Consider the following 12,415-nt stretch of genomic DNA (forward strand, 5'->3'; position numbering starts at 1 on the left):
GCCCCGCCTTGCCGCCCGCCGGAGGCGGCCCAAACAACAGAAAAGAAAAGCTCCCGTGCCCGCAGGGCACAAAAGCCACCTCTCAAAGGACAAGCCCTGCTTCATTTTCTTCAGAGCGCCAGTCCGCAGCCCACACTACGTCGCCCGCCGCGCAGGCGGCCCAAACAACATAAAATAAGAGCCCCCGTGAACGAACACTCTGAAATGTGAAGTATTTCAGAGTTAATCTGCCCTGATCCCAGGGGGCGAGGCGAGGAAAAAAAGGGCCGCGCGAGGCGGCCCAAGGAAAGGAAATCCATTAAAAATCCAGGTTAAAACGAGTACCGCAGGCCAAGACTGAATTCATTGGCGTAGGGAGCCACTCCGACGGAGTTTTTTTCTCCATCAAATTTTTTGCTGACTTCGGTGTAGCCCAATCCTACGAAGCGATACGCCAAGTCCGCAGAAAAATGCTCCGTGAAGGCATAAGAACAGCCTGCACCAGCGTTCCAGGCAAAAACTGTATCATACTGAGTTAAGCTGCCGCTGACTCCCTCGTCCGGATCGCTTAATTCTGACTTATATTTGCTCTTTATAAATCCCAAACCTGCGCCGGCACCAATGTATGGGGTAAATGCTGTGCTGTTATGAAAATCCCAGTAGGCGTTCAAAAACAGTGTTTGAACGTTCCATTCTCCCTTTGTTGATGCTTTTACATCCTTTCCTGCGAGGTTAAAATTATTATCCCATGTTTTGCTCATGTTGCTCCGGATGGCATATTCGAGTTCCGTCCTGACAGGAACTTGATACTGTGGGTAGAAATCATACCCAACAAAGATCCCCCCGCCTACAGTGTTCTGCGAATACTCACTCATGCCCAGCGAATTAAAATCTCCGCCTTTTGAAAATTTGCCCGTGCTCTGGATGGAGTCAAGGAATTTAAGCCCAGCATACACCCCAGAGGTCTCAGCCGCAGCGGGACCTGCAAGTGCAACCATTAGAATGAGGGGTAGAACCACACGCTTGAACATAGGAATCTCCTTCTCTAATGCCGGTTAAATGAAACCGATATAATTTCTACTACTCTCACTACTTTCGTATAGCAATAGAACCCTCAGGTCAGCAGATGATCTTTTTCATTTTACTACTAATGGTCAGGTTGACCAATGGCCAGGTTGACCAATGGCCAGCCCCCGGGGCGCACCGCCTATCTATTTTGGCTGGCCTCGGCATCAACACCGGAAGCAGCATACCGGCGCCTTGCAATCATTGGTCATGGCAGCGGGCTCTTGACCGGGCTATCCGCGATGGCAATTAGCGCGCCATCAGGGCAAACACGCCCCACCCGAGGTATTTACGGCTGTAGGTAACATAGCGCAAGGGCTCGGTCGTCAGCTGGTCCCGAACTTCCTTTGCAAAATCATCGTCAGGGTTGGCTTCGAGCCAGCGGCGCATGGTCAGCCACTTGGCCGCTTCGTACCTGTCCCACCCTTCCTGGTCGGCCAGCACCATCTCCACAACGTCGTAGTTGAGGTCGTGGAAATGGGCCACAAGATCGGGGAGCCTACGGAAATCGGCGATGGAACCGGCATGGCATCCCCTGGCGGCTTCTTCCGTTGGCGGCAGCTGCAGCCAGTAGGGTTCGCCCACAAGAATAATCCCTCCGGCGCAAAGGCTCTTTTCGAGAAGTTCAATGGTGCCGTCGATCCCGCCGCCGATCCAGGTAGCGCCTATACAGGCCGCCACATCAACCTTTACGTCCGCGATGTAGCCAGCGGCATCGTTGTGAATGAACGCGACCTTGTCCACAACGCCGAGCTCAGCGGCGCGCTGCTTGGCCTGCTCGGAAAAGAGCGTGCTCATATCAACGCCAATGCCGATAATTCCGTAATCTCGCGCCCAGGTACACAGCATTTCGCCTGACCCGCTGCCAAGGTCCAGTATGCGCATTCCTGCTTTGAGCCGTAAGGCCGCGCCCAGCACGGCGAGCTTTTCCGGCGTGTAGGGGTTATGGATGCGGTGGGCGCTTTCAGTAATGGTGAATATGCGTGGGATATCCAAAGTAGGTTCCCCTTCATTAAGTAGCTTCTGATGCTGTTCTGCGGATAAATACCTGTATAAAAGTTTGGTTATTAAATGGCAATATTTATAGGCCAGACTGATTCATCGACATCACGCGGTGCAGTGACCAACGTAGTTACGGCCAGCAGGGCAGTGCATGCATAAAAAAAGCCCTCTGAAGGTTCAGAGGGCTTCGCGGAAAGTACGGAAAATTTTTGCAGGGTGGCTGATTGACCGGTTTCGTCACGTGCCGGGGATCTGGCGGATGCCCGCCAAGGTACACAAGGCGGCTCAGACATGGTCAGGCCCAAAAGGAAGTCAGGTCGCTAAAATTGCGGCGGGCCGTCTTCCAGAGCCTGGGCCAGTTCGCGCAGGGCAGACAGGCTTTCTTCCGCTTCAATGGGAGTCAGCGTGTGCAGGGCAAAACCCGCATGCACAATAACATAGTCGCCGATATTGGGTTCTTCAGGCAAAAGCATGACAGAAGCGTTCAAAAAAGTCTGGCTTTCACCCACGCGAACGCGGGCCATACCTTCACCAAAAAGTTCTTCAATACGCGCGGGAATGGCAAGACACATAGTTACCTCTTGTCAGGCAGATAAACACTGTTGCGGTTTCGGCAAGCCTTGATGCGTCCACAAGCCACCGCAAACTGAGGGAAATGCAGCTTATCAGCCCGGACAGGAGTAGGCAAGCAGCCGGGGCGGAAGATCTTTTTGGCAAAATTGTTTTGTTTGCCGCAGCAGGGGCGTCACACAACGCGAGGTACTTGCGAATCCTTGACTTTAGGCGGCTCTTTGCCCAAACTACAGTGATTTTTCTCACTGCCAATGACATTTATTTTCTTGCGACATCAGTGCCGGGAGCCCCAATGAGTGATTATAAGAAAACGCTGAATTTGCCCCAAACCGCCTTTCCAATGAAAGCCAATCTGGCCCAGCGCGAGCCGGAAACCCTCAAGAAGTGGGAATCCATTAATGCCTGTGCCGCCATGGTGGAAGCTTCGGGCAGCAAGGGAACCTACATCCTGCATGACGGCCCGCCCTACGCCAACGGGCACATTCATATGGGCACGGCGCTGAACAAGATTCTCAAGGACATTATCGTCAAGTCCCGCAACATGGCGGGCTATACCTCGCGTTATGTTCCCGGCTGGGACTGCCACGGCCTGCCCATCGAACACAAGGTCGAGCAGGAACTCAAGGAAAAGAAAAAGGAACTGCCGGCCCATGTGGTGCGCAAGCTCTGCCGTGAGTACGCCTCCAAGTGGATTGACGTGCAGCGCAAGGAATTCAAGCGCCTGGGCGTGCTCGGCAACTGGGAAGATCCCTATATGAGCATGAAGCCCGCCTATGAGGCGGCCACGGCTGACGAACTGGCCAAGTTTGTGGCCACTGGCGGCGTGGTGCGCTCCAAAAAGCCCATTTACTGGTGCTGCTCCTGCCATACGGCGCTGGCCGAGGCCGAGGTGGAATACTATGACCACACCTCGCCTTCAATCTATGTGCGCTTCGCCCTGCCCGACGAGGGCCTCAAAAAGGTCTTTGCCGCTGCCGACCCCTCTCGCGCGCATGTGGTCATCTGGACCACGACGCCCTGGACGCTCCCCGACAACATGGGCGTCTGCCTGCACCCCGAATTCACTTACGCCCTGGTGGAAGCCGACGGCAGCCAGTATATTCTCGCCGAAGAACTGGTGAAATCCTGCGCCGCCACCTTTGGCTGGAGCGACTACACCATCCTTGACCGCGCGCCCGGCGTGAAGTTTGAAGGCCTCAAGGCGCGGCACCCCTTCTATGACAGGGACTCCCTCGTCATTCTGGGCCAGCATGTGACCCTGGACGCGGGTACGGGCTGCGTGCACACCGCGCCTGGCCATGGCCGCGAAGACTATGAGGTGGGCCTCAAATACGGCCTGGAAGTCTATTCGCCCATGGACGACGCGGGGCGCTTTTTGCCCAGCGTGGAATTTTTCGCTGGCCTGAATGTTTTTGAAGCCAACCCCAAGGTTATCGAAAAGCTGGAAGAAGTTGGCGCGCTGTTGCAAAAGGCCAAGATCAGGCACTCCTACCCGCACTGCTGGCGCTGCAAGGAGCCTGTCATTTTTCGCGCGACCACCCAGTGGTTTATCAGCATGGAAAAGAATGACCTGCGCGGCCGCGCCCTCAATGCCATTGACGAACAGGTGCGCTGGATTCCCGCCTGGGGTCGTGAGCGCATCCATAATATGGTGGAGTTCCGCCCCGACTGGTGCATCTCGCGCCAGCGCCAGTGGGGCGTGCCTATCATGGCCCTGCTGTGCGAAGACTGCGGCGAGGCCTGGAACGATGCCAATTGGATGCATGAAATGGCCGCGCGCTTCGCCAGCCATCCCACGGGCTGCGACTACTGGTACGAAGCCGATCTGAAGGATATCGTGCCCGAAGGGCTGGCCTGCCCGCAGTGCGGCGGCAATCACTGGAAGCGCGAAACGGACATCCTGGACGTGTGGTTTGACTCCGGCACAAGCTTTGCCGCTGTGTTGGAAAAACGCCCCGAACTGGGCTTTCCGGCTGATCTGTATATGGAAGGCTCCGACCAGCACCGTGGCTGGTTCCACAGTTCCCTTCTGGTCAGCGAAGGCACGCGGGGCTGCGCGCCTTACCGCTCCGTGCTTACCCACGGCTACGTGGTGGACGGCGAAGGGCGCAAGATGTCCAAATCCATCGGCAACGTCATCGCGCCGCAGGAACTCATTGAAAAATTCGGGGCCGAAATCGTGCGCCTGTGGGTTTCTTCCGTGGAATACCGCGAAGACATCCGCATTTCGGACGAAATCCTTGGCCGCCTTGTGGACGCCTATCGCCGCATCCGCAATACCTGCCGCTACATCCTCGGCAACCTGAACGACGTTTCCGCCCACGATCTGCTGCCGCTGGACACGCTGGAGTCTCTTGACCGCTTTGCCCTTGATGCGGCCGGTCGCGTGCACGAGCGTGTGCAGCAGGCCTATATGGATTTTGACTTCCACAAGGTTTACCACACCCTGCACAACTATTGCGTCACCGACCTTTCGTCCGTGTATCTGGATATTCTTAAGGATCGTCTCTACGCTTCGGCCCCGGCCAGTCACGAGCGGCGTTCGGCCCAGACGGCCCTGTGGCACATCCTGTGCCTGCTGCTGCGCGACATGGCTCCGGTGCTGTCTTTCACCGCCGAGGAAATCTTCAGCCATCTCCCCGAAAGCCTGCGTGGCCCGGAACTCACGGTGTTTGCCCTGCCGCCGCTGGAAGCCGCGCCCTACCTTCTTGACGAAGGCACGCGCGACGACTGGAACGTGCTGCTGGCCGTGCGCGGCGCTGTGACCAGGGCCATCGAACCCATGCGCCGCGAAGGCATCATCGGGCATTCGCTGGACACGCGCGTTACCCTTTTTGTGGCCGACGAGCTGCGCCAGCGGCTTGAGGGCCTGCATACCGACCTGCGTGCCGTGTGCATTGTGTCGCAACTGCATATGGAAGCTCTGGACCGCGCGCCCCAGGCGGCGTATCAGGATGAAGAGGTGGCGGGCCTTGCCATTGGCGTTGAAAAGGCGCGCGGCGAAAAATGCGAGCGCTGCTGGATCTACAGCACCGAGCTTGGAACCGATCCCGCTCATCCCGCCTTGTGCCCGCGCTGCACGGCGGTTATCAAGGCTATGGAATCCTGAGGATTATGCGCAAACGCTACCGTATTCTCGGGGGCATGGCCCTGCTGGCACTGGCGCTTGATCAATTGAGCAAGTATATTGTCATGCAGACCATCCCGGAGCACAGACCCGTTCCGGTGATCCAGGGTCTGTTTGACCTTGTGAACATACGTAACCGTGGAGCGGCCTTTGGTTTTTTGAACCGCTCCGATATCGAGTGGCAGTTCTGGCTGTTTCTGGTCGCAACGGCAGTGGCCGCGTGGGCCATATTCATGCTGGTTCGCAGCTCGCATGAAGACCCCTGGCTGTTTGCAGGCCTGGGGCTGGTTCTGGGCGGGGCATTGGGCAACCTGGTGGACCGCGTCCGCTTTCGGGCGGTTGTGGACTTTCTGGATGTCTACTGGGGCGACTGGCACTGGCCTGCCTTTAACGTGGCCGATTCGGCCATCTTTGTGGGGGCCGCCCTGGCCTGCCTCGCCATGTGGCGTCAGCCTTCCGGGGCCGGAGACAAAACGGGCCGTAACGCCGGGAAAGCCTCCGGCAAGGGAGGTAATGCCGCATGATGTTTCATTGGTGGCATGTGGTTCTGGTTATGATTCCTATGATCCCCACGCTGTGGAGCCTCATCCACATATGGGGGCATGAGTTTCCCACACCGCAGCAACGGGCGCTGTGGCTCGTGCTGGTGGTTTTTTTACCGGTTATCGGCGGTATCATCTATATTTTCACAGGGCGTAAAAAAGCCCTGGGAAAAGTGCAAATTTGAAAAAGAGGATATTATGCGCACATTCCGTACATTGTGCTTTGTCACGCTGGCTTGCGCTGCTCTGCCGCTGAGCGCCTGCGTATCGGGCGGCAGCTCCAGCGGGGGCAGCCTCAGCCTTGAACAGCAGGTGCAGCAGCACGATGTGCAGCTGCGTCAGATGCAGCCCTCGCAGGCTGACGCCTGGAATCAGATTCAGGCTTTGCGGCAGGAACTGAATACCATGAAAGGGCAGATGGATGACCTTAACAATGCCGGCGGCGCGCGCGCCCTTGTGGATCGTGTGAACCGGCATGACGAGGCCCTGCGCCAGGTTGAGCGCAGCATGGCGCTGAACCTGAACCTTGGCGAAGCGCCGTCCGCCACTTCCGCTGCCGCGCCTGTCGCACCCATAAGTCAGGCCACGCCTTCCACCCAGACAGCGCTTCAGACTCCCAGCTACGGTCAGCCCACCTACGGGCAGGCCGCTGCAGCCGGTGCAGCCGGGTCCGTGGCCGCCGGTTCCACCGGTTATGCCGCGGCCGTGCCCGAAGGCGTGCAGCCTTACGGCGGCCAGGCCGCTGCCGCCCAGGCGTCCGCTGCGGCTCCTGCCGCCAGCACCTGGGGCCAGCCCTCTCCGCAGCCGCAACCGCAGGTACAGGCGCCGCAAAAGGACATCTCGCTGGCGCTCTATGACGCTGGCGTCAACGCCTATAATGCCCGCAAGTACGACGAGGCCCAGCGCTCCTTTGCGGACTTTCTGAAAAACTACAAGAGCCATAACCTGGCTCCCGAGGCCCAGTTCTACATGGCCGAGTGCTACTTCCAGCGTAATCAGTATGCGGACGCGGCCCTCGCCTATGACAAGGTCATCAAGGACTACCCCAAGTCCTCCAGTGCGCCCGGCGCTTACCTCAAGCAGGGCATAAGCTTCAGCAAGCTCAATCAGGGCGCGGCCTCCAAGGCCCGTCTGGAAGAGCTCATCAAAAAGTATCCCAACTCGCCCGAAGCAGCCCGCGCCAAGACCTTCCTCAAGACCAACAAGTAGATTCTCTTCATGCCGCCGTGCCGAACCTCGGCGCGGCGGCCATCTATTGCCTTTCCCCAACAGCGCCCGAAGCGCAAAGGTACACGCATGAGCGACAAAAAGGCCGAACCCGCCGTGTACAGGCAGTTGAGCGCGGACATGCGGCAGGGGCTCAAGGATATCTATCAGCAGATTTCCACAGCCTCGCAGAGCAAGCCTCTGACCGATGCCGACACGGATGCGCTTTTCCACGAAGCCACCGCCCAACTGGCCGAAGTGCTCAAAGCCACAGAAAGCGCCACCATGTCCATTATGGAAGTTGTGGAGCGGCATCTTGACTTGCAGGCGCAGAATACGGAACTCCTGGCGGCAGTGCGCGAGGGCAGGGCGTCGCAGGGGCAGATTTCGCGGCTTGAAAAAAATAATGCCCTGCTTGGCGACGATCTTACCGGCCTGCTGACTGCCCTGAGCTTTCAGGACATCACGGGGCAGCGCATCAAACGGGTGGTGACGGCGCTGAACAAGATCGAAAATACCGTGGTGGAGCTGTATATTTCTTCGGGCCTCATCATGGACGGAGCGGCAAAAGACCCGAACAAGGATACGGAGTCCCTGCAGACCGAGGCCCGTAAAGCTGTGGAGGATTTTCGCCAGAACCGCATGAAAGCCGACGGCCTCAAAGGCCCCGACGGCAACGGCGTGTCGCAGAGCGCCATTGACGATATGCTCAGTCAGCTTGGCATGTAACACGCCTGCTTCCCGGTATTTTTCAAGGCATCTTGTACATGCGAGATGCCTTTTGCTTGCCGGGCACGGCACACGCTGCCGTTGCCCCAGAGGAGAAAGTCATGAACGTATTTACTGTTGACCACGATCTGTGCCGTAAGGATGGCATCTGCGCCATGGTTTGTCCGGTGCATATAATTGACGCCGAGGTGGGCGCGTATCCCACCATGGACAAGCACAAGGCCGCCTATTGCATTGGCTGTGGCCAGTGTATGGCCTTTTGCCCTACCCAGGCCTGCGCAGCGCCAGGGCTTGACCGCAAGGACTGTAAGATCCTGCGCCCAGAGCACATGCCCACGGCGGAACAGGTTGAAGAGCTTGCGGTGTCCCGCAGGTCTGTGCGCAATTTTAAGAACAGGAACATTCCCAGGGAGCAGTTTGAACGGCTGCTGGCAGCGGCCCGTTTTGCCCCCACTGCCAAGAATACCCAGAACCTGCGCTGGATTGTGCTTGAATCGCGCGAGCAGGTGGTAAGGCTGGCGGAACTGGTGGTGGACTGGCTGCGTATTCTGCCGCAGGCCGACGCCACCATGAGTGAAGGCGTACATGCCCGCGGCCTTGTGAGCGCATGGGACAAGGGGATTGACGTGATTACCCGCACGGCTCCGCACCTGGCGGTGGTGGTCGCCCCCCAGTGGCACTGGGGACGGACGGATTCCGCCATTGCCGCTACCTATCTTGAACTGCTGGCCCACGCGCAGGGCATAGGCTGCTGTTGGGGCGGCTACATCTGCACGGCCCTGGAACACCCGGAGGCGCAGCCTGTACGGGACTTCCTCGGCATCGGGCCGGATGAGATGGCCTTTGCCGCGCAGATGATGGGCTATCCCCTTTTCAAGTCCAAGGCGCGTCCTGTGCGCAAACAGCCTGATGTGACCTGGAAGTAGACGGCCTGGCCCGATCTGACGCGCCAACGTAATTCAGCCCGGATCACGCTTGCAGCCCCCCGCCTGTGCGGGGGGCTTTTTTTTGGCCCGTACTTTGCAATGATTCTGGCACGGGCCACCGGGCCCGGGGAAAAGATGGCCGCGCACCCGTTTCAGCGCGTCTGCCAACCAAGGAGAAGCACATGCAAGCTGGCATGTTTAGCGGACTTTTTGCCGCACTCAGCACCGAGCACCGCATGAATTATGTCGCCAATAATTTGGCGAATGCCAATACGCGCGGCTATAAACGCGACACCGTGGCGTTCAAGGACACCATGGTCAGCTATGCCTTTGACGAAATTCGCGAGCCGCTCCTGAACCTCAAGTCAGATCCCCTGTTTCCCGAGCCGCTCAATGCCTCAAGGGTTCGGCTGGCGGTGTCAAAGATAGATTTTGCCCAGGGCTCCATGCAGTACTCGGGCAATCCTCTGGACGTGGCCATAAACGGCGAAAACGCCTTTTTCCGTGTGGCCACGCCAACAGGACAATTCTTGACGCGCAACGGCGCCTTTGTGCTGTCTGAAGACGGCACCATCATGACGCCGCAGGGCTATCCGGTACAGGCGCAGGGCGGCGGCAACATCACCATTCCGCAGGGTACGCGGCATATCCAGATAAGCGGCGACGGCCAGGTCATTGCCGACAACGACGTGATAGGGCAAATCGCTCTGGCCAATGTGGATAATCCGCAGAACCTTGAGAAGATGGGCAATAATCTGTACCGCCCGCGGCAGAACGTGCAGGTGGCAGAAGGCGACGCCTACGCAACCGGAGGCCGCCTGGAACAAGGCTTTACAGAAGCCGCCAACGTCGAGGTGGTACCCGAGATGGTGAACATGATTGAAGTGCAACGCCAGTTTGAAGCGTACCAGAAGGTCATGCAGACCTCGGATACGCTGGATCGCGCGGCCACGGAAAAATTGGGCCGCCGACAGGGTTAGGGCATTTTCATTCTGAAAGATCTCTTACGGCTGCGTGAGCAGACGCTCGCCGTGAAGGCGCAGGCGCGGTTCATCTGCGCTGGCAAGCGCCGGAACGGGCGTACCGTAAACTTTGAGAATGCGTATTCGCAAAGGTAGTCTGCTCAAGGGCTGACAGCGAAGGCTGAAACAAGGAGAGTTTTCCATGATGCGTTCCCTTTGGACTGGAGCCACCGGCATGGTGGCACAGCAACTCAATATTGACGTCATTTCCAACAACCTGGCCAACGTCAATACGACGGGCTTCAAGAAAAGCCGCGCCGAATTTGAAGACCTCATGTACCAGACCATGCGTATGGCCGGGTCCATAACCGAGGGCGACAACCGCCTGCCGGTGGGCATCCAGGTGGGCATGGGCACGCGCCCCACGGCCGTACACAAGTTTTTCACCCAGGGCGACTTTCAGAATACCGGCAACACGCTGGACGTGGCCATTGAAGGCGACGGCTTTTTTCAGGTGGATGTGAACGGCGAGCTCATGTACACCCGCGCCGGTTCCTTCAAGCTCAACCAGGACGGCACGGTGGTCACGGCCAATGGCTACATTTTGCAGCCGGAATTTGCCGTGCCTGCGGAAACCAAGAATATTTCCATTTCTTCGTCCGGGCATATAGCCGCGTTGGACGCCCAGGGGCAGGAACTCGCGGGAGCGGAAATTCCGCTGTACACCTTCATCAACCCCGCTGGTCTCGACGCGCGCGGACGCAACCTTTTCACGCCCACGCAGGCTTCGGCCGACGCGGTGGAAGGCGTGCCCGGAACGGCCAATGTGGGCACTCTGGCACAGGGATTTTTGGAAATGTCCAACGTGGAAGTGGTGGACGAAATGGTCAACATGATTGTTGGCCAGCGCGCCTATGAGGTCAACTCCAAGTCCATCCAGACGTCAGACTCCATGCTTGGCATCGCGGTACAGCTCAAGCGCAGTTAGGCGGTAGCAATATCATGAAATTATTGGCGGTACATATATCCACAACGGCAGATACGGTCGGGGCAGGGCGCAACGCGCGGCTTGTCAGGCTGGTCTGGTTTGCCGTGTCCGTTGTTCTGCTGGCGCTGACGCTGGCCTGCCTGTGGCAGGCCGGGCCTGTGCTGGCGGCGGGCGGTGTGCCGCAGGCCGTATGGCAGGATACTGACCGCAATCACCGGCGTTCGCCCGCACAGGTGAAAACCCAATTGCGGCAGCCACAGGTTCGCGCCGGGCAAATGCCCCTGAGCCCCGAAGCCCAGGACGCCAGAGCCGCCAAAACTAGTTCTCAACTGGCCGCCAATGCTGTGCCCCTGGCCCAGGAAGGGCAGCTGAACATGCTGGAGCAGGGCGACTGGCGGCTCAAAATCGTCTCCGCCGCCGTGACCGGTACCAGCATGGTGCTGCTGGGAGATATCGCCGTGCCCATCGGGCATATGGATCAGGCGCAGTGGGACGCCTTGCGCGCCACCCCCCTGTGGGAAGCGCCGCCAGAAGAAGGCAAGCCTCTGCAAATCAACCGCTCCCGCCTGTCGCAGGCATTACGGCAGGCCCTGGGGCAGGATGTGGCCGGGCGCTGCATTTTGCCCACGTCCCTCGTGATCCAGCGCGGCGGCCTGGTCTTCAGGGAAGACGATTTGCGCAACTATGTCGTCAAAAGCCTGACTCCCCAAATGGCGGCCATGCCGGGAGAGGCCGAACTCACGGATTTTCGTCTGCCGGAATACATTTTTCTTGCCCACAGCCAGCAGCGCGTACAGCTTGAGCCGGGCAAACTGGCTCCGGGGCGTGTGCCCCTGCGCTTTGCCGTGCAGGAGGCGGACGGCACGGTTCTGCGGCGGGTGGCGGGCACAGCCACGCTGGCCCTGTGGCTTACGGTGCCCACGGCGGCCCAGTCCATGAACAAGGGCGACGCCCTGACAGCCCAAAGCGTCACCTTTATGCGCGTCAACGCCGGGCAGTTGCGCGACCTGCCCTGGGACGGACACGGCGGCCCCTGGCAACTGGCCCGCGCCATCAATGCCGGAGACACCATCCTGCAAAGCGATCTGGCCAACCAGCTTATGGTCAAACGCGGGGATGTGGTCACACTCATATTTTCCAGAAATAACCTGCGCATCACCACGCAAGCGCAGGCTCTGGCCGACGGCGAACCCGGCGCGACCATTCCGCTGCGGAACTTGCAAACCAAAAAACAGGTCTTCGGCATTGTCAAAAACGGCAATACCGTGGAGATACACTAGGCGTTGCGGCCGTACTGACGGCAGGGCGCGGTCACC

General features: G+C 58.7%; 12 protein-coding genes. 9 read left to right on the forward strand and 3 right to left on the reverse strand.

Annotated elements, in window-relative coordinates:
- Positions 1–311: 311 nt before the first annotated feature.
- The 3 genes from RBR41_RS11075 to RBR41_RS11085 form a co-directional block, all read right to left on the reverse strand.
- The gene (locus RBR41_RS11075) at positions 312–1,010 is read right to left on the reverse strand and encodes an outer membrane protein (protein WP_320352656.1); all 699 of its coding nucleotides are present in this window, start codon (positions 1,008–1,010) and stop codon (positions 312–314) included.
- A 283-nt stretch (positions 1,011–1,293) separates the two neighbouring features.
- On the reverse strand, positions 1,294–2,040 hold the full coding sequence (locus RBR41_RS11080) for a class I SAM-dependent methyltransferase (protein WP_320352657.1): 747 nt from the start codon (positions 2,038–2,040) through the stop codon (positions 1,294–1,296).
- A gap of 326 nt (positions 2,041–2,366) precedes the next feature.
- On the reverse strand, positions 2,367–2,618 hold the full coding sequence (locus RBR41_RS11085) for a HypC/HybG/HupF family hydrogenase formation chaperone (protein WP_179980679.1): 252 nt from the start codon (positions 2,616–2,618) through the stop codon (positions 2,367–2,369).
- A 293-nt stretch (positions 2,619–2,911) separates the two neighbouring features.
- Between RBR41_RS11085 and ileS the strand changes: the two genes are divergently transcribed.
- From ileS to flgA, 9 genes are all read left to right on the forward strand, one after another.
- A complete protein-coding gene (gene ileS, locus RBR41_RS11090) occupies positions 2,912–5,728 on the forward strand; it encodes an isoleucine--tRNA ligase (RefSeq protein WP_320352658.1) in 2,817 nt (938 codons plus the stop codon).
- Positions 5,729–5,733: 5 nt separating this feature from the next.
- The gene (lspA, locus tag RBR41_RS11095; RefSeq protein ID WP_413785152.1) at positions 5,734–6,270 is read left to right on the forward strand and encodes a signal peptidase II; all 537 of its coding nucleotides are present in this window, start codon (positions 5,734–5,736) and stop codon (positions 6,268–6,270) included.
- Positions 6,267–6,473 carry a PLDc N-terminal domain-containing protein gene (locus RBR41_RS11100; protein WP_179980681.1) on the forward strand — a complete coding sequence of 69 codons (207 nt, stop codon included), beginning with the start codon at positions 6,267–6,269 and terminating at the stop codon, positions 6,471–6,473. The genes lspA and RBR41_RS11100 overlap by 4 nt, the downstream gene beginning before the upstream one ends.
- Positions 6,474–6,486: 13 nt before the next feature.
- Positions 6,487–7,497 (forward strand): tol-pal system protein YbgF, encoded by a 1,011-nt coding sequence (ybgF, locus tag RBR41_RS11105; RefSeq protein WP_320352659.1) that lies wholly within the window; start codon positions 6,487–6,489, stop codon positions 7,495–7,497.
- A gap of 87 nt (positions 7,498–7,584) precedes the next feature.
- Complete coding sequence (locus tag RBR41_RS11110) at positions 7,585–8,223, forward strand: protein phosphatase CheZ (RefSeq protein WP_320352660.1); 639 nt, start codon at positions 7,585–7,587, stop codon at positions 8,221–8,223.
- 101 nt (positions 8,224–8,324) lie between these two features.
- Positions 8,325–9,149 (forward strand): nitroreductase family protein, encoded by an 825-nt coding sequence (locus RBR41_RS11115; protein ID WP_320352662.1) that lies wholly within the window; start codon positions 8,325–8,327, stop codon positions 9,147–9,149.
- A 182-nt stretch (positions 9,150–9,331) separates the two neighbouring features.
- A complete protein-coding gene (locus RBR41_RS11120) occupies positions 9,332–10,129 on the forward strand; it encodes a flagellar hook-basal body protein (RefSeq protein WP_320352663.1) in 798 nt (265 codons plus the stop codon).
- Between the two features lie 184 nt (positions 10,130–10,313).
- Positions 10,314–11,099, forward strand: a complete 786-nt coding sequence (gene flgG / locus RBR41_RS11125; protein WP_320352664.1) for a flagellar basal-body rod protein FlgG — start codon at positions 10,314–10,316, stop codon at positions 11,097–11,099.
- A gap of 14 nt (positions 11,100–11,113) precedes the next feature.
- Complete coding sequence (gene flgA / locus RBR41_RS11130) at positions 11,114–12,379, forward strand: flagellar basal body P-ring formation chaperone FlgA (protein WP_320352665.1); 1,266 nt, start codon at positions 11,114–11,116, stop codon at positions 12,377–12,379.
- Positions 12,380–12,415: the final 36 nt, after the last annotated feature.

This window comes from Desulfovibrio sp., assembly GCF_034006445.1.
Classification (GTDB): domain Bacteria; phylum Desulfobacterota; class Desulfovibrionia; order Desulfovibrionales; family Desulfovibrionaceae; genus Desulfovibrio.